Source organism: Georgenia faecalis (assembly GCF_003710105.1).
Taxonomy (GTDB): domain Bacteria; phylum Actinomycetota; class Actinomycetes; order Actinomycetales; family Actinomycetaceae; genus Georgenia_A; species Georgenia_A faecalis.
The window spans coordinates 565,710-589,230 of the sequence record NZ_CP033325.1 but is presented as its reverse complement, the minus strand read 5'-3'; the positions used below and the strand labels follow the sequence as shown (position 1 = coordinate 589,230).

The 23,521-nt window shown below is 75.4% G+C and carries 20 protein-coding genes and 1 tRNA gene; 7 read left to right on the top strand and 14 right to left on the bottom strand.

Translation table 11 applies throughout. From position 1 onward, the window contains the following. Nucleotides 1–23 precede the first annotated feature (23 nt). From EBO36_RS02470 to EBO36_RS02450, 4 genes are all read right to left on the bottom strand, one after another. Entirely contained in the window at nucleotides 24–1,397 is a 1,374-nt protein-coding gene (locus EBO36_RS02470) for an aldehyde dehydrogenase family protein (RefSeq protein ID WP_122823227.1), read from the bottom strand. A gap of 52 nt (nucleotides 1,398–1,449) precedes the next feature. Next, complete coding sequence (locus EBO36_RS02465) at nucleotides 1,450–2,280, bottom strand: DUF899 family protein (protein WP_122823226.1); 831 nt, start codon at nucleotides 2,278–2,280, stop codon at nucleotides 1,450–1,452. 205 nt (nucleotides 2,281–2,485) lie between these two features. Then, nucleotides 2,486–2,923, bottom strand: a complete 438-nt coding sequence (locus tag EBO36_RS02460) for an SRPBCC family protein (RefSeq protein WP_122823225.1) — start codon at nucleotides 2,921–2,923, stop codon at nucleotides 2,486–2,488. Between the two features lie 308 nt (nucleotides 2,924–3,231). Continuing rightward, nucleotides 3,232–3,831 carry a TetR/AcrR family transcriptional regulator gene (locus EBO36_RS02450; protein WP_164471307.1) on the bottom strand — a complete coding sequence of 200 codons (600 nt, stop codon included), beginning with the start codon at nucleotides 3,829–3,831 and terminating at the stop codon, nucleotides 3,232–3,234. A gap of 59 nt (nucleotides 3,832–3,890) precedes the next feature. On the opposite strand from EBO36_RS02450, the gene EBO36_RS02445 reads away from it, so the two are divergent. The 4 genes from EBO36_RS02445 (at nucleotide 3,891) to EBO36_RS02430 (ending at nucleotide 7,419) form a co-directional block, all read left to right on the top strand. After that, nucleotides 3,891–4,667, top strand: a complete 777-nt coding sequence (locus EBO36_RS02445; RefSeq protein WP_122823223.1) for an ABC transporter ATP-binding protein — start codon at nucleotides 3,891–3,893, stop codon at nucleotides 4,665–4,667. Between the two features lie 3 nt (nucleotides 4,668–4,670). Continuing rightward, a complete protein-coding gene (locus EBO36_RS02440) occupies nucleotides 4,671–5,810 on the top strand; it encodes an ABC transporter permease (RefSeq protein ID WP_122823222.1) in 1,140 nt (379 codons plus the stop codon). Between the two features lies 1 nt (nucleotide 5,811). Further along, nucleotides 5,812–6,915, top strand: a complete 1,104-nt coding sequence (locus tag EBO36_RS02435; protein WP_122823221.1) for an ABC transporter permease — start codon at nucleotides 5,812–5,814, stop codon at nucleotides 6,913–6,915. A 108-nt stretch (nucleotides 6,916–7,023) separates the two neighbouring features. Next, nucleotides 7,024–7,419 (top strand): cupin domain-containing protein, encoded by a 396-nt coding sequence (locus tag EBO36_RS02430; protein ID WP_241237042.1) that lies wholly within the window; start codon nucleotides 7,024–7,026, stop codon nucleotides 7,417–7,419. 89 nt (nucleotides 7,420–7,508) lie between these two features. Here the strand turns inward: EBO36_RS02430 and EBO36_RS02425 are convergent. The 5 genes from EBO36_RS02425 to galU all read right to left on the bottom strand — a co-directional run bounded on the left by EBO36_RS02425 (nucleotide 7,509) and on the right by galU (nucleotide 11,787). Next, nucleotides 7,509–7,584 (bottom strand) — tRNA-Ala (locus EBO36_RS02425). Nucleotides 7,585–7,661: 77 nt separating this feature from the next. After that, on the bottom strand, nucleotides 7,662–8,906 hold the full coding sequence (locus EBO36_RS02420) for a hypothetical protein (protein WP_122823219.1): 1,245 nt from the start codon (nucleotides 8,904–8,906) through the stop codon (nucleotides 7,662–7,664). A 72-nt stretch (nucleotides 8,907–8,978) separates the two neighbouring features. Next, nucleotides 8,979–9,575, bottom strand: a complete 597-nt coding sequence (locus EBO36_RS02415; protein WP_122823218.1) for a GNAT family N-acetyltransferase — start codon at nucleotides 9,573–9,575, stop codon at nucleotides 8,979–8,981. 26 nt (nucleotides 9,576–9,601) lie between these two features. Beyond that, nucleotides 9,602–10,816: a molybdopterin molybdotransferase MoeA gene (locus tag EBO36_RS02410; RefSeq protein ID WP_122823217.1), complete on the bottom strand. Its 1,215-nt coding sequence runs from the start codon at nucleotides 10,814–10,816 to the stop codon at nucleotides 9,602–9,604. Next, nucleotides 10,813–11,787 carry a UTP--glucose-1-phosphate uridylyltransferase GalU gene (gene galU, locus EBO36_RS02405; protein WP_122823216.1) on the bottom strand — a complete coding sequence of 325 codons (975 nt, stop codon included), beginning with the start codon at nucleotides 11,785–11,787 and terminating at the stop codon, nucleotides 10,813–10,815. Before galU ends, EBO36_RS02410 begins: the two co-directional genes overlap by 4 nt. 103 nt (nucleotides 11,788–11,890) lie before the next feature. On the opposite strand from galU, the gene EBO36_RS02400 reads away from it, so the two are divergent. Continuing rightward, entirely contained in the window at nucleotides 11,891–12,559 is a 669-nt protein-coding gene (locus EBO36_RS02400; protein ID WP_122823215.1) for a 5-formyltetrahydrofolate cyclo-ligase, read from the top strand. 123 nt (nucleotides 12,560–12,682) lie between these two features. Here EBO36_RS02400 and EBO36_RS02395 read toward each other — a convergent pair whose 3' ends face one another. Beyond that, a complete protein-coding gene (locus EBO36_RS02395) occupies nucleotides 12,683–15,283 on the bottom strand; it encodes a penicillin acylase family protein (protein ID WP_122825390.1) in 2,601 nt (866 codons plus the stop codon). Nucleotides 15,284–15,429: 146 nt separating this feature from the next. Between EBO36_RS02395 and cpaB the strand changes: the two genes are divergently transcribed. After that, entirely contained in the window at nucleotides 15,430–16,122 is a 693-nt protein-coding gene (gene cpaB / locus EBO36_RS02390) for a Flp pilus assembly protein CpaB (RefSeq protein WP_122823214.1), read from the top strand. Between the two features lie 18 nt (nucleotides 16,123–16,140). Here cpaB and mscL read toward each other — a convergent pair whose 3' ends face one another. Genes mscL through EBO36_RS02375 form a run of 3 tightly spaced genes read right to left on the bottom strand, consistent with a single transcriptional unit; the run spans nucleotide 16,141 to nucleotide 21,268 of the window. After that, entirely contained in the window at nucleotides 16,141–16,542 is a 402-nt protein-coding gene (gene mscL / locus EBO36_RS02385) for a large conductance mechanosensitive channel protein MscL (RefSeq protein WP_122823213.1), read from the bottom strand. 59 nt (nucleotides 16,543–16,601) lie between these two features. Then, nucleotides 16,602–16,970: a hypothetical protein gene (locus EBO36_RS02380; protein ID WP_122823212.1), complete on the bottom strand. Its 369-nt coding sequence runs from the start codon at nucleotides 16,968–16,970 to the stop codon at nucleotides 16,602–16,604. After that, a complete protein-coding gene (locus tag EBO36_RS02375; RefSeq protein ID WP_164471306.1) occupies nucleotides 16,970–21,268 on the bottom strand; it encodes a hypothetical protein in 4,299 nt (1,432 codons plus the stop codon). Before EBO36_RS02375 ends, EBO36_RS02380 begins: the two co-directional genes overlap by 1 nt. A 441-nt stretch (nucleotides 21,269–21,709) precedes the next feature. Between EBO36_RS02375 and EBO36_RS02370 the strand changes: the two genes are divergently transcribed. Continuing rightward, nucleotides 21,710–22,591 (top strand): universal stress protein, encoded by an 882-nt coding sequence (locus EBO36_RS02370; RefSeq protein ID WP_122823210.1) that lies wholly within the window; start codon nucleotides 21,710–21,712, stop codon nucleotides 22,589–22,591. 78 nt (nucleotides 22,592–22,669) lie between these two features. On the opposite strand, the gene EBO36_RS02365 is transcribed toward EBO36_RS02370, so the two are convergent. Then, complete coding sequence (locus EBO36_RS02365) at nucleotides 22,670–23,467, bottom strand: SDR family NAD(P)-dependent oxidoreductase (protein WP_122823209.1); 798 nt, start codon at nucleotides 23,465–23,467, stop codon at nucleotides 22,670–22,672. Nucleotides 23,468–23,521 lie beyond the last annotated feature (54 nt).

Sequence of the window (23,521 nt, the reverse complement as noted above, 5' to 3'; positions counted from 1 at the left end):
GCCGTGCCGCGCGGCGCGGCCCGCTACATGAGGCGCCGGGCGAGGCGCTCCTTGAGCCCGGTGAACGGCGGACGGATGAGCGCGAGGGTGTCCGGGGACGACGGCTTGCGCAGGACGGGCTTGGGGTGGCTCAGCGTCCGCACGGAGTGCTCCCCGTGGTAGGAGCCCATCCCCGACCCGCCCACCCCGCCGAACGGCAGGCTGGGGACGGCGAGGTGGACGGCGGGCGCCCCGAACACCACGGCCCCCGAGGAGGTCTCGCGCAGCAGCGTGCGCCGGGTGCGTGCGTCCTCGGTGAAGGCGTACAGCGCGAGCGGCTTCTCCCCCGCGCGGATGACGGCGACCGCCTCGGCGATCCCGTCAACCGCGACGAGGGGCAGCACCGGTCCGAAGATCTCCTCCGCCATGGCCGGGGAGTCGAGGCCGACGTCGGCGAGGACGGTGGGCGCGAGGTACGCCTCGCCGTCGTGCTCCCCGCCCGTGACGACGCGGGCACCGGCGGCGACGGAGCCCTCGAGGAGCTCGACGACGCGCGCGTGGTGGTGGGCGGAGATGATCCGGCCGTAGTCGGGGCTGTTCCGCGGGTCGGGCCCGTACATGTCAGCGACCGCCTCGGCGAGGAGCGGCTCGAGGCGGCGGGCGACGTCGGGCGGGGCGAGGACGTAGTCCGGGGCGACGCACGTCTGCCCGGCATTGAGGAACTTGCCCCAGGCCAGCCGGCGGGCGGCGGTGCGCAGGTCGGTGGTGCCGTCCACCCAGGCCGGGGACTTCCCGCCGAGCTCGAGGGTGACGGGGGTGAGATGCTCCGCGGCGGCGCGCATGACGATCCGCGCCACGCGCGACCCGCCCGTGTAGACGATGTGGTCGAAGCGCTGGGCGAGGACCTCGCCGGTCTCCTCCGGTCCGCCCTCGACGACGGCGACGCCGTCGAGGTAGCGCGGCACGAGGCGGGCGATCGTCGCCGACACCGTCGGCGTGAGCTCGGAGGGCTTGAGAAGCGCGGTGTTGCCCGCGGCAAGGGCGCCGATGAGCGGCCCGAAGGTGAGCTGGACGGGGTAGTTCCATGGCGCGATGACGAGGACGACGCCGAGGGGCTCGCGGATGATCGACGCCCTCGCCGGCCGCAGGCTGAGCGGCACCGGCACCCGCTGGGGGGCGAGCCAGCGCCGGAAGCGCGCCCGGACGTGGGCCAGCTCGGTGCGCAGGAAGCCGATCTCGGTGAGGTAGGCCTCGGTCGCGGACTTGCCGAGGTCGGCCGCGAGCGCGGCCTCGAGCTCGGCGCCGTTCTCGGCGAGCAGCCGGTCGAGGCCCTCCAGCTGGGCCTCGCGCCACGTGAAGGGCTTGGTGCGCCCGGAGTCGAAGGTGGCGCGCAGGTCGGCGACGACATCGGGGATCATCGCCCGACCGTAAGGGCCGCGGCGGCCGGGCGCTCAGCCGGCGCGGGCGCGCTCAGTCGGGCAGCTGCTCGTCGACGTCCCCCCGGCGGCCGAGCGACCCCGCCGGGGTGGCCCCCGGGCGGGTCCACTGCGGGGCGGGTCGGCTGGTCGGGCCCCAGTCCCCCTCCCCGTCCGCGTTGGTGCGCCAGTACCAGCAGGTCTGCGCGCCGACTGCGCCGTCCTCGGAGCGGATCGCCGCGGGCTCCGGCCACCCCTCGGGGTTGTCCTCCCACGCCTCCCGGCGGCCGTACGGCGTGAGGTCGAGCAGGGCCATCGACCCGTTGACGATCTCGGTGCCGCGGCCCGTGGTCCGGTAGGTGAGGAAGACCCGGTCGCCGTCCCGCAGGAACGTGCTGAGCCACCCCATGCTGCCGCCGATCGGGGACTCGAGGCCCCGCACCGAGTACCAGGGCTGGGTGTACCCCATGAACCCGACGTACTCGGCCACCTCCGGCCACCGGCCCGTGGTGAGGACCGCGAAGGAGACGCCGCGGGCATTGAGGTAGATGGCGTCCTTGAGGTGCCAGGCCGTCGTCGTGCAGCCCTCGCACTGCCCCTGGTGCGGGGCGCCGTCGTACCACATGTGCTGGTAGACGACGAGCTCGTCACGGCCCTGGAACAGGTCGAGGAAGGGCACCGGGCCGTCCGGCCCGACGACCTCGACCGTGCCGTCGATCTCCACCATCGGCAGCCGGCGGCGGGCGGCGGCGATGGCGTCGCCCTCGTGGGTGTGCGCCTTCTCGCGCAGCAGCAGCTCCTCGCGGGCGGATTCCCAGGTGGCCATCTCGACCACGGGCGGTCGACCGGGCAGCACCGTGCTGCGGTCGTTCGGGGTCTGGCTCATCGTGTCCTCCGTGCGCTCGCGGATGTCACTGGACCGGCCGGCGTCCCGGCCACCCCTACTGTCCCGCCGGGGACCGGCCTCGCGCCTCCCCTTATGGCCAGACCTGACCGTGCGACCGTCCGCCGGCGCGCCGGCGCCGGGCACCCGCCGCGCCGGCGGTGGGGAGAGCGCCTGCCGGCGGTCGCTGTGGCGACGCGCGCGGAGGTCAACCGGCCTGGACGAGTCGCACCAAGGCGTCGAGCGCCGGCGTGAAGTTCTGGTCCCCCATGAGCACCTCGAGGAAGGCTGCGGAAGCGGGCGTGGCCTCGAACGTGGCGGTCCAGGTCACCGTCGAGCGCTCGTCGTCACCGTCGATCGCGATCTCGGCCTCGTGGTTCCTGAACTCCAGGGGCGAGTCGACGATGGAGTAGCGCAGCCGGTGGCGCACGGGATCCCGGTGCACGAGCTGCTCGACGAGGCGCGTCCCGTCGGGGAGCTCGACGATCCGCCGGGTTCCCGGGACGTGGGGGTCCCCGTCGAACTCCGGCGGGGGGACGGGCGCGTCCGGCGGGAGTATCCAGCTCGGGTCGCCGAAGTCTCCGATGACGGCCCAGATCTTAGCGGCGGGCGCGGCGATGCGCCGCGATCGGACGACGGTCACCATGGGGGTCTCCCTTGAACGTGGACACGCTGGTCCTCGTCGGCCAGGCCGGCCGGACGGCGCGGACGCTCCGCACAGCAGGTCGAACGAGGGCGCCGGGGCGGGGTATTCCTGCTCGGGCCGGCCCGTCGGCCCAGCGCTGCCGGGGCCCAGCCCGGTCCGGCGGTGAGGACCCCGCCGACGAGCACGCCCATCGCGGCGCCCGCCCCGCCCAGGGCGGACCACGCCCCGAGCGCCCGGGTCAGCCCGTCACCCGTGAACGTCCGGGCGATCACCGGCAGGGCGGCCGGCGACATGGCCGGACGCGCGCGTCAGAGGTGCCGCCTCGGGGCGGCCGCCGTCCGGGCACCCGGCGCCAGGGCAGCGCGGTAGGCCTCGACCTCCTGCTCGGCGAGACCGGGCACCCGGAGGACGTACCGCCCGAAGATCGCGCCGATCACCAGCGTGAGCACCGCAGTGGCGCGGGCCCGGGCGTCGACGCCGCCGAAATATTCAACAAGGCGCTCCATCACCTCCCGGTCGAGGTACTCGACGAACGGTCGCCGGACCTCCTCGTCGCTCATCGCGAGCTGCACGAGGTGGGACAGCGACGCGGCGAAGGCGGGCTGCTCCCAGGCGGCCGTGACGTGAGCCAGGAGGCGCGGGCCAAGGGTGCCCGGGTCCCCGGGGAGCGCCCGCTCGAGCACCGCGGTCGGCGCGATCTCCAGCGCCATGGCCTGCGCAAAGAGGCCCTTCTTGGACCCGAAGTGGTAGCCGATCAGGGCGACGTCGCACCCCGCCTGGTGCGCGACGGCACGCAGGGTCGTCCGCTCGTAGCCGTGCGCGACGAACAGGGCGCCGGCGGCCGACAGGATGCGCTCCCGACCGCCCTCCGAGCCCGACCTCGGCCGACCGCGCCGTTTATTCATCATGGTGGAGCGTAGCGGGGGCCGGGGCCCATGCTCGTCACCCCCGTCCACGAGGAGCACTCATGACCACCGCCATCGACCTCGACGGCGTCACCGTGGAGTTCCGCCGCCGCGGCGACCGCCCCTTCCGCGCCCTGAGCGACCTGTCGCTGCGCGCGCTGGCCGGGCAGGTGACGTGCCTGCTCGGTCCGAACGGGTCGGGCAAGACGACGCTGATCAATGTGCTGACGGGTCTGACGCGTCCGACGTCGGGCACGCTCGAGGTGCTCGGGACGGACCCCCGCCGGGACCGGTCCGCCCTGCTCCGCCGCGTCGCCGTGGTGCCTCAGGAGACCGCCGTCTACCCCGAGCTGACCGCCAGGGAGAACCTGTCCTTCCACGCCGGCTACTACGGCGTCCCGCGTTCGGAGCGTCAGCGGCGCGTCGCGGGAGCCCTCGAGCTGGTCCAGCTGGACCGGCGCGCCGACGACCGTGCCGGCACCTTCTCCGGCGGCATGCAGCGACGCCTGGCCCTCGCCAAGGCCCTGATGATGGCGCCCGACCTCCTCATCCTCGACGAGCCGACCCTCGGCGTGGACGTGCAGTCCCGGGAGGCGATCTGGGCCCGCATCCGTGACACCGCGCGGGCCGGCAAGGCCGTCCTGCTCACCACGAACTACATGGAGGAGGCCCAGCACCTGGGCGACCGGATCGTCATCATCGACCACGGCACGACCGTGGCGGACGGGACGGTGGAGGACCTCACCGCCATGGTGCCGGAACCCCGCCACGTCGAACCGCCCCGGGCGAGCCTCCACGACGTCTTCCTCCACGTCACCGGCCGCGACCTGAGGGACTGAGCCATGACCCGGAGCTCCGTCGCCGCACTGGTGCACAAGGACCTGCGCATCACCTGGCGCTCCCCCCTGTTCGCCCTCATCAGCGTCCTCGTCCCGGTCGCGTTCACGCTGCTGTACGCCGTCGTCATCCACGTCTCGACCACCGCGCCCATCGCCATCGCCGACGAGGACGGTTCGGACCGTTCGCGCCAGCTGATCGCCGTCATGGAGGACATGCACAACGACGACGGCCCCTACTACGAGGTCCTCACGACCGACCCCGCCGAGGCCTGGGAGCGGTACGCCGACGGGACGGTCGGCACGGTGCTCACCATTCCTTCCGGGTTCGCCGCCGACGTCGACGCCCGTCGGGCGACCGAGGTGGGCCTCGCGCTGGTGAACATCAACGCCGACGGCACGAAGAACCAGCACCTCCGCCTCGAGCAGGCCATGCGCACGTTCAACGAGGATGCCGGCGTTCCCGCCGCATCCCGCCTGGCCGTCACCGAGGAAGGTGTCCTCGACCGCGACATCCCCATCACCGTCTACCTCGGCGCCGCCCTGGTCGTGTTCGCCGCCCTCTACTCGGGCATCGTCAACGCGGGTGTGGCGATCGCCCGCGAGTGGGAGGACCGGACGGCCAAGTCGCTCGTCCTCTCCCCCGCCGGGCCGGTGGCCCTCATCGCGGGCAAGTGGCTCTCCGCGCTCGTGACGTCCCTCGTGACGATCAGCGTCGCCGCGCTCGGTATCGGCGCGGTCCTCGGCTTCCCGCTCACCCGGCTCGGCCCGCACTCCCTGGTCGTCCTCGCCGTGGTCTGGCTGTACGGCCTCGGCATCGGGACCCTCCTGGGCGTCATCCTGCGCAAGAGCCTCCCCCTCGTCCCGATCGCCGTGATCCTCGCCGTCGGCCACTTCCTCGTGTGCGGCTACGAGTCCTACCTCCGGGGTTTCGCCCACGGAGGCGTCGCCGAGGTCCTGTGGACCTCGACCCGATGGATCCCGCTGGCGCCGCTGTTCGACGCGGTCCGGTTCGAGGCCGCCGCCCTGCCCACGCCCGCGGGGCTCCCCTGGGGCCTGGCCGCCAGCGCGCTCATCGCCGTCGGCCTCACCGCACTCGCCGCCGACCGCCTCGCCCGCACCGGCACCTTCGCCCAAGGACAGTGACATGACTCGGATCCGCGCCGCCCTGGCCGTCGTCGTCCGCAACCTCCGGATCGCGGGACGCAGAGCCGATCTCGTGGTCCAGGCCGTGGCCGTCCCGGTGGTGGTCCTCGGTCTCGCCTCGATCATCTTCGGAGCGAGCGACGCGTGGCCCGTCGGCGTCGTCGACGAGAGCGACACCCCGCAGTCCCGGATGGTCGTCCGGGCCCTGGAGGACACGCGCGGCGCCACCGGACCCTACTTCCGCTCCATCACCGACGACCAGGAGCACGCCGAGCGCCTCCTCCACGAAGGGCGTCTCCACCTCGTCGTGACGATCCCGGACGACTTCCCCGTCCACCACCAGATCGAGACCTCCACCTACAACATCAACACCGACGCCATGAAGAACGTCCGGTTGCGCGTGACCACCGCCGCCAACCTCCACGACCAGCTCACCGCTGCCGACGGCGTCACGGCATACCTCGACAAGGCACGGGCACAGGACGTGAGCCGGACGGCATTCATGGGCGGTTCCGCCGTCGTCCTCGCCCTGCTGCTCGGCGCCGCGCTGCTCTCCGCCAACCTCTACGCGCTGGAGTCCGAGCACCGCACGCGCAAGGAGATCGCCCTCTCCCCGCTCGGGGCGAGCCAGGCGGCCACCGGGGCCGCCCTCGCCGGCTGGCTGCTGTCCTTCCTCGCGGCCGTCCCCACCGCCCTCCTCGCGCTGGCCTTCGGCACCCGCGCCACCCTCCCCGACCTGGCGCAGACCCTGCTCATCGTCCTGCCCGCCGGGCTCGTCGCCGCCGGGCTCGGCGTCCTCATCGCCGTCGGGCTGCGGACCCACCGGCTCATCCAGCCGACCCTCATCCTGCTGGCGCTGGGCAGCTACTTCGCCGGCGGCGGCTTCATCCCCGTCCCGGCGCTGCCGCCGCTGGCCCGGACCATCGCGGCGGGATGGCCGCCGTCGTACGTGTTCGAGTGGGCCAATCCCGTGCTGCACGGGTTCCGCGACGCCCCGTCCGCCGTCGCCCTCGCCGGGGCCGGTCTCGCAGCGGTCGCCGCCCTCGCCGCGGCGATGGGCGCCGCGCGCCGGGACTACCGCACCGCCGCCGCACCGGGCCAGTAGGCCGCAGGATCGGAGGAGGGGCAGCGCGTCCTCGGCGGCGAGCTCCTCCCGTGCACGCCTCGACTCAGGTCGAGGCCAACGCGGACGCCCTCGCAGTACCCTCGCGTGGTGACTGCGTGGCTCCAGCAGCCCGCGGGGATCGCAGTCCCGGGGGGCCAGGCGCACATGATCACCGTCACCAGCCGCCGGGAGCTGCTCGGCCCGGGCGCGCGGACCGCGCTCTTCGTCGGGCAGGAGCACGGCGCGGGCGTCTCCTTCTTCTGGGTCGACGTGCCGCCCGGTGGCGGTCCACGACGTCATCACCATCCCTACACCGAGACCTGGGTCGTCCTGCGCGGGGAGGTGAGGGTCACCGCGGACGACGAGGACGTCAGCGCCGTCGCGGGGGACGTCATCACCGTGACCGCGGGCACCGAGCACCGCTTCCGCGGCGCTGGGGAGGGGAACCTGGAGATGCTGTGCATCCACGACTCCCCGACGGTCATCCAGGAGTTCACCGAGTAGGCGCCGGCCGCGCCCGAACCCTCAACCGGCGCCCTCAACGCAGATGAGCCCGGACCCTCGCGGGTCCGGGCTCATCGGGTGGAACTCGGTGGTGGAGCTAGGGGGATTCGAACCCCCGACCTTCTCATTGCGAACGAGACGCGCTACCAACTGCGCCATAGCCCCAGCGCCCTTGCGGGCAGAGATACCTTAACACCGGCCCCGGGCCCCGGTGAAACCCGGTGCCCGGCCTGCGCGGTCGGTCAGGCACCCACCGCGCGACGGCGGACGAGCACCGCGTCGACGTCGAGGGCGGCCGTCATGACGGGCGCCGGAGCGAGCGGCGCGGCCGCCACGTCGGACACCTCCGCGCGAGGGGCGAGCTCGGCCGCGGCGGTCGGCATCGCCTCGACGCTGGACGCGGAGACGTCACGGCGCGGGGCCGGGGGCTTGAGCGTGTAGGTCGGCATGGGCACCGGCACCGGCGTCCACGTCTGCTCGAGGTCGGCGTCCCAGCGGTACGTGCTGGCGCGGCGGTACGGGGCCGACGCCGGCGCCTGGGCCTCGGCCGGAACGCGGACGGCAGCGCTCGTCGGGGCGGTGCGAGCCGTCCGTGCGGCGGGGGCACCGGGCTCGCTCGCCGCGCGCCGAACCGAGGCAGCCTCCACCGGAGCAGGCTCGGCGACGGGGGCCGGCACGGCGGGTGCCGCCGGCGCTGCCGGTGCCTCGACGGAGGGGGCGGCAGCCGGAACCGTGTCGGCGACGACCGGAGCCTCCTCGACGACGGGGCTCGGCTCGGCGGGGGCGGCCTCGACGGACGAGGTGGGGGCCGGAGCCGGCTCGGCAGGGGTGGTGACGCGGGCCGGGGCGCGCTCCGCCGTCACCGCGGGCTGGGCGGCCGGCCGCGCGGGCAGCGCGGGGCGGCCGGTGAGGGCCGGTCGCGCCGCCGGCGCGGACCGCAGCTGGGCGTGGAGCTCGGCCATGGCCGCCCGGTCGGCGGCGTCGCGTGCGGCGCCCGTCCGGGCGGCCCGACGGCCGAGGACGAGGACGGCGGCGAGGAGGACCGTCGGCGCGGCGCCGAGCACCCACGAGGCACCCGCCAGCCCGACGACGACCCACGCCGCCGCGGCGGCGAGGAGGAGGGCGACGGTGAGGATGAGCCGACGGCGAGCGGCGGCGGCCCGGCGGCTGATCTCCGCCGCGCGGGCGGCGCGAGCCGCGGCGATGCGGCGGGCGTCCGTGGGACGCTCACTGCGGTCGGGGTGCCTGTTCACGGCGGGTGCCTCCGTACGTCGTCGCGGGTCGTGCAGGTAAGGCCGGGTCACGGGTTCGCCGTGGTGCACACGGGCGGGCGTCGGACCCGCCGTGGTGAGCACCCTCAGCTCGGCCGAGAAGCGGTCCTCCACGCGGGACTCGGCCAGCTCCTGCCGACTTCGGACCAGATGCGGGACCAGGTACCCGAGGAGGACGACGGCGAGTGCCAGCAGCACCCACCCCTGAACCTCCACACCCCGACGCTATGGCCCTTTCGTCGACACTCCACCGTACCGGTGCGGCGTGTCTGTCGCGGGTTCCGCCCGTCAGAGGGACGGACCACCCTGCGCCCACCGGTGGACGAGCCCCTGCGGCACCTCCTCGACGGTGAGCGCGAAGCTGCGGTGGTCGCGCCAGTCGCCGTCGATGTGGAGGAAGCGTTCGCGCAGACCCTCGTCCCGGAACCCCAGCTTCTCCACCACGCGCAGGCTTGCGGCGTTCTCCGGCCGGATGTTGATCTCGATGCGGTGCAGGCCCAGCTCGAACCAGCAGTGGTCGGCCGCCATGGCGACCGCCGTGGGGACGATCCCCCGCCCGGCCATGTCCTGGGAGATCCAGTAACCGATGGACGCCCCCCGCAACGAGCCGCGGATGATCGAGGAGACGGTGAGCTGTCCGACGAGCTCGCCATCCACCTCGATGACGAACGGCAGGGTCGAGCCGGCGCGGGCCTGCGCGTTGACGTCGCGGACGAACGCGCCGAAGCTCGGCGGCGGGCCGGCGGCCGGGTCGGGGCTGGTGGCCTCCCACCGGCGCAGCCACCCCTCGTTGGCGCGGCGCAGCCGCGTCCAGGCCGCTCCGTCCCGGCGGCGGAGCGGGCGCAGGACGACGCCTCCATGGACGAGGACGACGGGCCAGGGCATGAGCGGAGCGTATCGGTGGGAGCGTCTCAGTCGTCGAGGACGACGCAGTGGAGGGTGTCGCCCGGGCGGACGTCGGTGACGTCCTCGGGGACGACGGCGAGGCCGTTGGCCCGCGCGAGGCCCGACAGGACGAGCGCGCCCGGGGCCGCGGTCGGCTGCGCGTGGTAGCCGGCGCGCGCAGTGCCCGTCATGCGCACGGGGACGTACTCCCGCCGGCCGCTCGGGGAGTACCACCCGCGGTCGACGACGGCGGGCACCGAGGGGCGGAAGACGTCGGCGTAACCGGCCATGGCCCGCAGTGCCGGGCGCACGAACACCTCGTAGGCGACCTGCGCCGCGACGGGGTCGCCGGGGAGCGCGAAGATCGGCGTCCCGTCGCCGAGCGTGCCGAGCCCGAGCTGGCGGCCCGGGGAGAGCGCGACGTTGTCGAACCGCACGGTCCCCAGCGGGCCGAGGACCTCCTTGACCGTGTCGTTGGCGCCGTAGCTGAGGCCCCCGGTGGTGATGATGAGGTCGGCGCGCACGAGCTGGTCCTCGAGGGTCTCCCGCAGCGCCTCGTGCTCGTCCGGCACCGCCGCGACCCGGTACGTCGCCGCCCCGTTGTCCTGGGCGGCCGCCGCCAGGGCATGGCCGTTGGCGTCGTAGACCTGGCCCGGCGCCGCGCGGCGACCGGGCTCGACGAGCTCGTCGCCCACGGAGACGATGACGACCCGGGTACGGGGGTGCACCCGCACCCGGCCGCGGCCGACCGCGGCGAGGACCGCGACCTGCCGCGCGCCGACCCGCTCCCCCGCCGCCAGGACCACGTCCCCGCTGCGCAGGTCCTCGCCCTGCCGGCGCACGTTCTCCCCGGCGGCGGTCGCCGTCCGCACGGCCACCCGGGCGCTCCCGCCGTCGGTCATCGCCAGCGGGACGACGGCGTCGGCGCCCAGGGGCAGGGGAGCGCCGGAGGCGATCCGGACGACGGCGCCGGGGACCAGGCGCGACGTCTCGACCATGCCCGCGCGGACCTCGTCGAGGACGCGCAGCTCCACGGGCACGCGGTGGGTCGCCGTCGCGACGTCGTCGGAACGGACGGCGTAGCCGTCGAGCCCGGCGAGGTCGGCGACGGGCAGGTCCCCGGGCGCGAGGACGTCCTCGGCCAGCAGGCACCCGACGGCGTCCGCGAGGAGCACCTCGAGCGGCGCCTGCGGCCGGACGGCGGCCAGGCACGCGTCGAGGTGCTCCTGGACGGTTCTCACCGGGCGGAGGGGTAACGCTCGGCCGGGTCCGAGCCCAGCTCGACGTGGCGCCCCTGGACGAAGCCGGAGAGCCACTCGGAGAAGTCCGGACCCAGGTCCTCCCGGTCGACGGCGAGCTGGACGACGGCCTTGAGGTAGTCGAGCTTGTCGCCGGTGTCGTACCGGCGTCCGCGGAAGACGACGCCGTGCACGCCGCCGCCCTCCTCGGCCGGCATCCCGGCGAGGGTCTGGAGGGCGTCGGTGAGCTGGATCTCCCCGCCGCGGCCGGGGCCGGTGCGCTCGAGCACCGAGAACACCGCCGGCGAGAGGACGTACCGGCCGATGACCGCGAGGTTGGACGGGGCGTCCTCCACGGCCGGCTTCTCGACGAGCTCGCGCACGCGGACGACGTCACCGTCGGCGATGCCGGGGACGGAGGCGGGCTCGACGGCGGCGCAGCCGTAGAGGTTGATCTGGGCGGGGTCCACCTCGAGGAGCGCGACGACGGACCCGCCGAGGCGCTCCTGGACGTCGATCATCATGGTGAGGAGGTCGTCCCGGGCGTCGATGAGGTCGTCCCCGAGGAGGACGGCGAAGGGCTCGGCGCCCACGTGCTCGCGCCCGCACAGCACGGCGTGGCCGAGGCCCTTGGGCTCGCCCTGACGCACGAAGTGGACGTCGGCGAGGTCGCTGGAGGCGCGCACCGCGGCGAGCCGGGCGTCGTCGCCCTTGCGCTCCAGGGCGGCCTCGAGCTCCCCGTTGCGGTCGAAGTGGTCCTCGATGGAGCCCTTGCCGCGGCCGGTCACCATGAGGACGTCACGGATGCCGGCGCCGGCGATCTCCTCGACGACGTACTGGATGGCGGGCTTGTCCACCACCGGCAGCATCTCCTTGGGCGTCGCCTTGGTGGCCGGGAGGAACCGGGTCCCCAGGCCCGCCACCGGGACCACTGCCTTGCGTACTCGTGACACCTGCTCGCTCGTCGTCTCCATGAGACGCAGGTTAGGCGATGTGCCACCGACCCACCGGCTCGCCGCCGGGCACAGGTCGACGGAAGTCCTGGCATCGGGGTGTGGGCAGTGGGACAGTGGGGGCATGTCGACGTCGCCCCTGCGCCTGCCCGGGACCGCCGGGTTCGAGACCGAGGACGCGAAGCAGGCGCTGCGGATGGCCGTGCGGGAGCACCGCTCCGCCCGCCCCCAGCGGGAGCGCACGGAGGCCGCCCAGGCGCTCGCCGCGCACGCCATCGAGGCCATCGGGGACGCACGGTGCGTGAGCGTCTACGTCTCCACCGAGCACGAGCCGCCGACCCACCTGCTGCTCGACGCGCTGCGCGAGCGCGGGGTGCGGGTCCTCCTGCCCGTCCTCGGCCCGGGCCTGGAGCGCTGCTGGGCCGAGTACGCCGGGGCCGAGGGCCTCCAGGTGCGCGCCCCGGGCCGGCCGCCCGAGCCGTCGGGCGAGATCCTGCCCGCGGACGCGCTCGCCGCGGCCGAGGTCATCATCGCCCCGGCCCTCGCGGTGGACGCCGACGGCGTCCGGCTCGGCCAGGGCGGCGGGTGGTACGACCGGGCGCTGCGGCACCGCAGCGAGGACACCCCGGTGTTCGCCATGGTCTACGACTCCGAGCTCGTCGAGGGCGCGGGGCTCCCCCGCGACGAGCACGACGTGCCGGTCGACGCCGTCATCACGCCGGAGCGGTGGTTCCTCCTGCCCGGCTCGCCGCTGAGCGCCGCCGCCCAGAGCCAGCTGGGCCAGCGGAGCTAGCCCCGTCGGCCGACGCCAGCCAGGCTGGGTCGGGATCAGCGGCGGGACCGGGGCGAGGCCGCGCGGGCGCCGGGGTGCCTGGGCGCCTGGGCGCGCGAACCCGCGCCCGGCGCGCCGGACGGCTCAGTCCCTGGGGACCAGCGTCTGCGTCGTCTGCGCCGCCTCCTCGACCGCGGCGCGCGAGTACGGCCACGCGAACGTCTCGCCCCGCGCCCAGGCCCCGATCTGGTCGGTGTAGTGCACGGAGGCGGGGTGGCCCGAGTTGCCGGTCGCGTTCACCCACACCGACGCGTCGAGGTCCGAGAGGTCGACGACCATGCGCATCGACGGCCCGGAGGTGGCCCGGTAGTCCGGCCGGTCGCCCACCGTCGCGCTCGCGTCCCACCCGGTGGCGTTGACGATCGAGGCGCCGCCGCCGACGCCGACGGGCGTGGGGTTGACCAGCCGGCGGACCGGCTCCGGGATGCCCTCCCCGCCGAGCACGGGGTGGGTGGGGGCGACGCGGTGCAGGCGGTCCCACCGCCACTGCGACGGGTCGGCCCCGAGGGAGTTCGTCAGCTCATAACGGGCGTTGGTGAGCGACTGGGCGAGGATCTCGTCACGGCTCTCGACGAGGCTGACGGTCGTGCGGTCGTCCCACCAGGGGTTGCTCGGTGTCTCGAGGATGCTGCGGACCACGTCGAGGGAGCGGCTGCCGCCCTCGGGCACGACGCTGGCGGGTAGCTCGTCGGCGAAGGTGTGGGTGAGCAGGTGCGCCCACACCGCCGCGAAGTACGCGGCGGCCGGGGAGTCGCCGTCCTGCGGGTAGCCGTCCGCGGCCCAGTCCTCGAGGAGGGCGACCGCCTCCTCGACGAAGGGGTCCTCCACCGGGACCTCGAGCAGCACGGGGACGATCGCCTCGGCGAAGGGGCTGGCGTTGTCCGACATCATCGTCGTCACGGTCTGGGCGTCGAGCGGCTGGCCCTGCTCGATGGCACCGGTGAGCAGCTCCCGGATCCGCTGGGAGCGGTACCCGGCGTCGTAGTCCGCCGTGAGGAACGGGCCGACGCCGGCGGGGAGGACGGCCTGGTTCGCCGCGACGATGAAGCCCTCCTCGGGGTTGAGCCCGCGGGGCATGTTCTCCGGCGCGACGTAGCCCACCCAGTCGAACGCCGAGTTCCAGCCGGGCCGCGGCCAGGACCCGTCGGAGGGCACCGGGGTGTCCGCGACGCTCTGGCGCACGGGGATCCGCCCCGGCGCCTGGTAGCCGATGTCGCCCGCTGCGGTGGCGAAGACGATGTTCTGCGCGGGGACGTCGAACAGCGCGGCGGCGGCGGCGATCGCGTAGGCGTCGTCGGCGCGGTTGATGGCGAAGATCGCGTCGGCGGTGCGGCCCGGCGTGAGCGCCGTCCAGGACATCGCCACGGCGTACCCGCCGAAGCCCGACGGCGGCGAGCCGGCGGGCACCGGGGTGTTCCCGGCCGCGGCCGTCTCGGGCAGGACGCCGGAGACGATGGGGCCGTGCACGGTGCTCGCGACGCCGAGCGCGATGTCCTCCGCGTCGTTGACGCGGATCGTCTCGGTGCGGCGCTCCAGCGGGACGCGCTCGCCGTCGCGCAGGTAGGTGCCGTCGTCGTAGACGCGCTCGAGGAAGAAGTCGACGACGTCGGCGCCGAGGTTGGTCAGCCCCCAGGCCAGCTCGGTGTTGTGGCCCATGATGACCCCGGGCAGCCCCGCGAAGCCGAAGCCGGCGACGTCGAAGGTGCACGCCTCGTCCATCGCGCGGCAGTGCAGCCCCGCCTGGTGCCACACGCCCGGCATGGAGATGCCCAGGTGGGGGTCGTTAGCGAGGAGCGGCTCGCCGGTGCTCGTGTGCTCACCCGCGACGACGAAGGAGTTGGAGCCGATGCCGTCGCCCTCGCCGAGCAGGTGCGGGACGGCGCCCACGGCGTCCAGCGCGGCCTCCACGGCGCCCAGCCACTCGCCGTCGGGCAGGACCGTGGTGTCGGCGGCCTCCTGGGCGGCCGGCGCCGTCGGGGTGTAGGCGCTGAGGATGGGGGCGTTGCGGTCGTAGGGGTAGCCCGGGTAGAGCTGCTCGACCCGGGCGACGTCGCCGGCGAGCGCGGGCAGCGCCGCGGCCCGGCCCAGCTCCTCGTCGTAGTTGGCGGCGAGGTCCCACGCCATGGCCTTGAGCCAGGCGAGGGAGTCGATGGGGTCCCACGGCTCCACCTCGGTGAGCGTGGTCGACAGGCCCAGCACGGTGTACTCGACGCCGAGCTCGCTCGCCTCGTTCGCGTCGAGGTAGGCGTTGACCCCCTCGGCGTACGCCTCGAGGTAGGTGCGCGTGTCCTCGGCCAGGAGGTCCCACTCCTGCTCGGCCACCCGGCGCCACCCGAGCGTGCGGATGACGCTGTCCGCGGCGATGGCGTCCTCGTTCTCCCCGACGAGCTCGGCGAGCCGGCCCGCCGTCACGTGCCGGCGGTAGTCCATCTCGAAGAAGCGGTCCTGGGCGTGGACGTACCCCTGCGCGCGGAAGAGGTCGAGGTCGGTGTCGGCGTAGATCTGCGGGACCCCGAGCTCGTCCCGGAGCACCTCCACCTCGCCGTCGAGGATGGCCAGCTCCTGGGTCCCGCCGTACTCCGGCAGCGGCCGGCGCACGAGGGCGAGGGCGAGGGAGACGCCCACGACGAGGACGACGACGAGCATCGCCGAGACGATGATGCTCACACGCTTGACAACGCTCATGCCGGACACCTGACCGAGGGTATCCGCTGGGACCGACAGTCCTCCCCCGCATCCGCCCGTCCTCCACCGAGGCCCTGGTCTCACCCCCGTGCACAGCGCGGCGGCAGGCCGCGACGGCCCGGGACCGCCGCACCTACCGTGCCGCCATGCTCTCCCGCCCGGGCCAGGACCGGCCGCCCGTCCCCCCGTCGCAACGGCGCTGGCGGCGGGTCCGCCGGCGCGCCTGGCTCAGCCGCCACGTCCTCCTCGCCGTGGCGCTGGCCGCGGGCGCCTGGGTGGTGGTCGGCGAGCTGCGCCCACCGGCGCCGCCCACCGAGCAGGCGCTCGTCCTCGCCCGGGACGTGCCCGCGGGCACGACGCTCACCGCGAGCGACCTCACCGTGCGGCGCGTCGCGCCGGGCCAGGTCCCAGCGGGCGCGCTGCGCTCCGCGGCGGGGGTGGAGGGCACCACCCTGGCGGTCGGGCTGCCGGCGGGGTTCTGGCTGAGCCGCTCGGTGCTCGTGGGCCCGGGGCTGTCCGACGGCGCCCCTCCGGGCACGGTCGTGGTCCCGGTCCGCCTGGCGGACGCGGCGGTGGCCCAGCTGCTGCGGCCGGGCGACCGGGTGGACCTCCTCGCGGCGACGTCGGACGCCGCCGGCTCCCCCGGTGCCGCCCAGGTCGTCGCCGAGCGCGCCCTCGTGCTCGCGCAGCAGGCGCCCGCCGCGGCCGGCGGGCTGCTGGGGACGAGCGAGGTGAGCGCACCGTTGGTGTTCGTCGCGCTGGCGCCGGAGCGTGTTACCGAGGTGGTCGGGGCGAGCGCCTGGGCGCCCCTACGGGTCGTGCTGGCAGGAGCGCCCTGACGGCGCGGGGGCTGGGTGTCAGGCGTTGCCGCCGCGCGCGCGGAGCAGGTCGCGGATCTCCTGGAGGAGCAGCACGTCCTCGGCCGGCGCCTCGGGCTCCGGCTCCACGCCACGGGCGCGGCGCTCCTTGAACGTGTTCATCGGCGCGACGATGAGGAAGTAGACGACGGCGGCCGTGATGAGGAAGACGACGATCGCGTTGATGATGGCGGCGATGTCGACGTACGTCGCCGGGTTGCCGGAGACGATCTCGAAGCCGAGCCCCTCGGCCTGAGCCCCGCCGAACGAGTTGAGCAGCGGCGTGATGATGTTCGAGACGAGGGTGTCGACGATGGCGGCGAACGCCGACCCCACGACGACGGCCACGGCGAGGTCGACGACGTTGCCGCGCATGATGAACTCTTTGAATCCTCTGAGCATCGTTCGACTCCTTCTCGCTCCGGCACGGAACCCGGCGCCCCACGCCACAGGCTCCACCCTCACCCCCAGTGGGGGGGCTTGTCGCGCCGCAGCCGGTCGTCGTTGGAGTCCCCGCGGTACTCCCCCCACGCCGTGTCGGAGTCCTCGGAGGCGCGGTCGGGCAGCACCGGCTCGCGGACCGGCGTGGCCGGCTCCGTCGGTCCCGGGGTCGCGCGGTCCTCGGGGACGGGCGTGGGCGCGCCGGAGCGCTCGCCCGCGGGCCGCTTCCCCGGAGGCAGCCCGGGCGTCGCGGGGCCGGCGTCCTGTGTCGTCTCGGCGGGCCGGTCGCCGGCATCCTGCGCGGCGTCGCCGGGCGCGCCGGGCGTCGGCGCGGCCAGGCGGGTGACGGGGGCGACGACGCGGCGATGGCGCCCGCGCCGGGTGGCCATCACCGGCGGCGGGCCGCCACGGCGCCGAGGACACCGTCGACCTGCGCCCCGCGCCGGGTGAGGCCGAGCTCGTCGCGCAGCGCGGCCACGACCTCCTCGTCCGTGCGCACGACGCCGTCCTCGGCGATCCAGGCGGCGAGGTCGTCGAGCTCGTCGTCGGAGTACGCCGTGAGGGGCAGTCCAGGGGTGACCTCGGGCCGCGGCCCGCGCGGCAAGGGCTCGGCGGCGACGGGCGCCCGCTGCTCGGCGCCGGGCGCCGAGGCCTCGGGGGCCTCGGAGGCCTCGGCGGCGACGGCCTCTCCCATGGGCACCACGTCGCCCATCTGCGTCGGCGCCTCGCCCTCGGCGGGCTGGTCGGCCGGCCCCCCGGCGTCCGGACGCTCACCGGCCTCGCCGGCGGGACGCGTGCCGTCGTCGTCGGGCTCGGTCGCGCCGTCGTCCACCTGGTCGGGGACGTCGGGGCCGGCCGCGCGCGCGGGCGCCGCGCCGCGCCGTCGGGTCTCGAGGACCTGCAGGGCGAGGCCGAGGATGGTGCGCGCCTCGAGCTGGGGGTCGGCGAACACGGCCGTGGAGTACGCCATGTGCACGGCCCACCCACGGGCGGTGAGGCGCTGGACCCAGTGCCGCTCGCGGCGGCGCAGGCTGGGCTCCGCGACGTACTCGGCGTCGTCGGTGAGCACCGCGACCAGCAGCTCCCCGGGCAGGTCGGGGTGCCCGATGGCGAGCGGGATCCGGACGCCGTCCTCGGGGCCGTACTGCGGCACGACGGTGAGCCCGAGCCGCCACAGGCGCTCCGCGAGGTCGAGGAGCAGCGGGTCGGGCGCAGCCGCCGGCTCCGCGGGCGCCGGGTCCTGCGCCGCCCGCTCGAGGAGGTCGGCGAGGAGCTGCGGACCGGGCGCCTTGAGCCGGGACCGGTCGAGGTCGCCCGCGTCGATGCAGCTGATGACGAGGAGCCCGCGCCGAGCCGCGTCGAGCGCGTCCACCAGGCAGGCGAGCCCGTCCGGGCCGCTGACCCGCCCGAACCGGTGGAGCACCCGGCCGTGCGGGGTCTTGGCGAATCCGACGGTGAGGATGACCTGGTCGCGGCGCAGTCCCGCCGCGCCGTCGGGCTCGACGACGACGAAGGGTTCCGGCCGCGCGGCGTGGAAGAACGCGGCGACGGCGGGGCTGTCGGCCACGGCCGCGGCGATCGCCTCGCGGACCCGCTCCGCGTGGCGAGAGTTGAGCGCGACGACGGCGAGGGACTCCTCCGGCCGGCTGAGCGCGTGGTCGATGACGCGGTCGACCACCCGCTCCACCTCGACCTGGACGCTCTCGACGGCGTCCGCGCCGGGGGCGGGCATCCCGAAGCCCTCGACGTGCTCGAGGCGGATGGCCGACGGCGCCGGCGGCGACGGGACCGTCCGGATGACGTCGGCGTAGCCGTGCTCCGCGAGGAACGTGGCGATCGGCTCGGCGCGCACCGTGCGGTCGGTCGGCACCGTCACCGAGGGCAGCATCGGGGCCAGCGCGGCGACGAGGCCCTCGCCGCCGCGGCGCGAGTCGCCGACGACGACGACCTGCCGGGCGCGGGCGATGGCACCGACGGCCTGCTCGACCGGGAGGTGCTGGACGCCGTCGAGCACGAGCAGGTCGATGGTCCGCCCCGGCGGGAGCAGCTGGGGCACGAGCATCGGCGCGACGATCCACGCCGGCCGGATGGCGCTGGCCAGCCCGGGGTGCCGGGCGAGGATCTGGGGCAGGTTCGGCTCGGCGTCGAGCTCGGCGGCCAGCTGGGCCGCCTCCTCGGGGTGGGCGCCGACGACCGTGCGCACGTGGCGGGCCACGGCCCGGCGCACCGGCCCGGCGAGCGAGGCGACGTGGCGTCGGTCGAGTGCGCGGAACCGCTCGGCGAGCGCGACGAGCGCGGGGCCGTCGTAGCCCGCGAGCGCCGGGTCGGAGCGGACGATCTCCTGGAGGACGGAGGCCCACCAGGCGAGGTCGAACTCGGCGGCGACGCTCGCGACCGGCGTGTGCCGCTCGGCGAGGTCACGGACGAGGTCGTCGAGTCCGAGGTCGATGAGCTCGTTGAGGACCGCGGTGCGCTCGGGCAGGAGGCGCAGCGCCTCGCCGTCGACGCCGAGGTCGGCCATGAGGGCGGCGAGCTCGTCGAAGGGGAGGTCGAGGAGGGAGTCGCGTCCCGCCCCGCTGCCGATCACCGGGTCGAGTGCGTCGAGGTCCGCGCGCACCTCGCGGGCGTGCTTCTCCAGGTCCGCCATCCCGGACGGCAGGCGCGGCCAGCCACCCTCGGGGCAGTAGCGGCGCCACAGGTCGCGCTGGGCCTGGACGCGGATGAGCTCGCCGTGCAGGTCGGCGACCGGACGGCCCGGGCGCAGGAGGTCGCGCGCCTGCTTGCGCAGGCGGCGGCGGACCCGGCGCGGCATGTCGAGGCCGTGCTCCTTGCGCCAGCCGCGGCTCGCGGTGGCGACGACCATGTCCGCGGCGGAGCGCTCGAACACCTGGGGGCTGAAGACGTCGAGCGCGCTGCGGACGCCGTCGAGCATCCGCAGCTGCTCGCCCCACTCGCGCATCGTCGTCGGGGTCTCGAGCCCGGTCTGGGCCGCGGCGCGGGACACCTCGCGAGTGAGCTCGGGCAGGGAGAGCTCGGCCAGACGCTGGGTCCGCTCGAGCGACTCGTGGGCCTGGCGGGCACTCGTGAGCCGGGCGCCGTACCAGGGGGTGTCGTGCGGCCGGAGCTCGAACGCGCCGAGGCTCCCGGCGCGGACGAGGCGCTCGCGGGCGTGCTCGCGGACGTCGCCGACGAGGCGGCGCAGGACCTCGGCGGGCAGGCGGACGCCGGTGCGCGGGCCGGGGCGGGTGGCCGTGAGGGCGGCGAGCGCCTGCAGGGCGTCGTGGGCGGACGCGTCCCACGGCTCGCGCCGCACGTGGAGCGCCCCGACGTAGCCCGCGAGCGTGAGGTGGGAGTCGACGAGCTCCGCGCGCAGCGCGTGCACCTCGTCGACGTGGATCTCGGGCTCCTCGGGGCGCAGCCCGGAGCGCAGCCGCTCCGCCGCGACCGTGCGCCACCGGGTGTCCGCGGTGACGTCGAGGAGGAGCTCGGACAGGCCGAGCTCGTTCATGGTCCGGGCCAGGGTGCGCCCGCTCCGGCGGGTGCCGGGCACGTAGACGACCCGGCGCCCCGAGGCGGTGGCGTCGGCGAGGACGGCGGCGACGGTGGCGGGCACGTCGGCCCCGGGCGGGGCGTCGATGAAGAGGTGGGCGCCGGTCGCGACGGCGTCGATGACGTGGAGCTGGTCCGGGTCCAGGTCGCCCGTGCCGCGCTCCGCCTGGGGGGCGCGGTCGGCCACGACGGGCACGGGCATGGGCACGTCGAGCGCCGCCCGGGCGTCCTCGACGCCGGCCAGGGCCGCGACGACGGCGTGGCGGGGCAGCTCGTCCGCCAGCGCGTCGAGGTCCTCGACGAGGACCTGCCCCGGGTGGATGAACGGCCCGATGAGGATCCGCTCGTCGAGGGAGAAGCCGGGGAGGACCTCCTCGCCCAGCGCCGCGAGGCGGTGCAGCGCGGTGCGCGGGGAGAACCCGTTCGCGGTGAAGGCGCTCCGGGCGATGGCGGCGACGTCCGAGCCCACCCCGCGGGCCCGCAGGGCGCGGACGAAGACGGAGTTCACCTCGATGGCGGGCTCGAGGTCGATCTCGAAGTCCGCCTCCTGGGAGGCACGGGCGGCCAGGCGCACCGGCCGCAGGAGGACGGGGGCGCGGACGGTGCGACCGGTCCGGGCGTCGTCCGCGTCGTCGTCGGAGTGCGGCGTGCCGTCGGCGGAGAGGTCCGGCTCGGTCCAGGTCGCGACGCCGACGGCGAGGAAGGTCGGGGCGACACCGTGGCGCTGCGCGAGCTCCTCCGCGCGAGCGCTGACGGTGCGGGCGCCGCGGCGGGCGGCGACCAGCGCCGCGCCCTCGCGCACGAGGTTGGTCAGGCGGGTGGTGCGGCCGGCGTAGAGCTGGGCGATGCCCGAGGGGTGGGCGGCCGTGAGGTCGATGAGTGCGTCGCCGAGGAGCCGGACGTCCCACATGGGGCTCGCGCCGCCGAGCGCAACGAGTCGCTCGCGCCACCCCTGCGCGGCTGCCTCGACGGCCGCCGTCTCCGGGGTGGGCTCGGCACCCGCGGGCACGGAGGCGACGGACGCGCCGACGCCGCCCGGCGAGTCGTCGGTACCGTCGTGGACGAGGGCGACCATGGGGTCTTCCCCGGCGGGGCGTCGGGCCGCGCCGGAGCCGGTGAAAAGCGCGGAGCGAGTCATCTGTCCACGCTAACCAGCGAACCTCTGCGGATGCGGGCGACCCGCCGCGCGGCGGCCAGATCGTCGCGTGCATGGGCTCACACGTGGAGGGCCCGCTGCGGCGTGGGTCGGCGCGCGGGACCGCCCGGCGGGACGCGCCGAGGCGCTGCGCGAGCGGGGAGCCGAGGCCGGGGGCGTCGTCGCCCGGCCGGGGTGGAGCGGCTGGTCCGACGGGGCGCGACGCGCACGGGGGGGCAGGCGTCGCGCCCCGTCTGGTCTGATCATTAACTATCGACATATGTCGACGCAAGAATCGGTGCACAACCGCGCCACGTGCGCTAGACCGGCGCCAGGGCGCGGATCCCGACCCTCCCGCGCCGCGGGTTGGCGCGTCTCGCACGCCGACGGGGCCTGTGCAAGGCTGTGAGAAGCGCAACATTTTCGCGAGCAGACGAGGACACCATGGTCGAGTCGCAGCCGTCCGGAGCAGTGGTCGTCGCGATCGACGGCACGGACAAGGACGCCCCGGCCCTACGCTGGGCGGCCGACGAGGCGGACTGCCGCGACGTGCCGTTGTCCGTCGTCCACGCCTTCCCGTGGGTCATCTCCGCCCGCGAGTACGGCTCGCCGCCCCCCGAGGACGTCATCGAGTCCACCGCCCCGATCCTCGACCACGCCGTCGCCGTCGTCCGCGAGCGCCACCCGGACCTCGCCGTGTCGGCCGAGGTGGTCATGGAGCGACCGGCGGTCGCCCTCGTGCGCGCCTCGCAGAACGCCGCCGCCCTCGTCCTCGGCGCCCGCGGCCTGGGACCCCTCCGCAGCCGGCTCATCGGCTCCGTGTCGCAGAAGGTCGCGGCGCACGCGAGCGGGACGGTCGTCGTCGTCCGGGAGGACGTCACCCGCCCCGAGGGGCCCGTCGTCGTGGGGGTCGATGCGGCCTCGGCGGTTCCCGCGATCACCGAGTTCGCGTTCCGCCACGCGGCCGCGCGCCACGTCGGCGTCCGCCTCGTCCACGCCCTCGACCGGCAGCCGCCCGTGCCAGGGCTGGCCGACGCGCGGGTCCGGCAGGTCCTCGACCGGCGCACCACCGAGGGCGAGGAGGTGCTCCGCGCCCTCGCGGACGAGTGGTCCGAGCGGTTCCCGGGCGTGCCGGTTGAGGCCGACCTCGTGGAGACCAACCCGGTCGAGGCGCTCGTCGTCGCGGCCGCCCACGCGAGCCTGCTCGTCGTCGGCAGCCGCAGCCGGCACGGCCTGGCGGGGCTGCGGCTCGGGTCGGTCGCCCGCGGGGTCCTGCACGAGGTGCCCGTGGTCGCCATCGTCCGCGTGGAGCACGCGGAGGACTGACGGCAGGCCCCGTCCCGCCGCTAGGTCAGCACGGCGCGGCCCCGGCCCGCGCAGCACCGGTGCGTCCCGCGGCACGCCTCAGTCGACGAGCGCGCCGCAGGTGAGGTTGGCGATGGCGCCCGTCATGGCGCGCGCCCGGTCCGACGCGACGAAGGCGGCGTACTCCGCGACGTCCTCGAGCGTCGGCAGCCGCCCCAGCAGGGTGCCGTGCTCCGCCAGGCCCGCCAGCCACCCCGGCGCGTCGGTGCCCACGCGGGCGGCGGCCGAGGTGAAGACCGCCCCCAGGTGCGACGTGGCGATCGACTCGGGGATGGCGTGGGGGCGCAGGCACACCACACGCACCCCGTCGGGTCCGAGCTCGCCCGCGAGCACCCGGGAGAAGGCCTCGACGGCGCCGCATGCCGCGGCGTTGCCCAGGTGCCCGATCCCCGGGAGCTGCGACCCGGGCGCGGAGATGGTGAGGATGACGCCGGACCGGCGCGCCTGCATGTGCCCGGCGACCGCCTTCGCGGTGACGACGTTCGTCCGCGCGTACCGCTCGACGGGGAGGAGGAAGTCCTCGACGGGGAGGTCGGCGAGGGGCACGCCCTGGACGTGCGGCACCCCCACGACGTTCATCGCGATGTCGATGTGCCCGTCGTCGGCGGCCACCGCGTCGGCGTGCGCGCGGACCGCGTCCGCGTCGAACGCGTCGACGACGGCGTAGGCGGCGCTCCCGCCGCGGGCCTCGATGGCCTCGGCGGTCCGCCGCAGCCGCTCCTCCGTCTGCCCGACGAGGTGGACGCGCGCGCCCTCGCGCGCGAAGACCCCGGCGGTCGCGGACCCGATGGCCCCGGACCCGCCGTAGATGATGGCGGTCTTTCCCTCGAGCAACATGGCACTCCCCCGTGGTCGACGCACTGCCGGTGGAGCGACGGTAGGGGCGGCGCC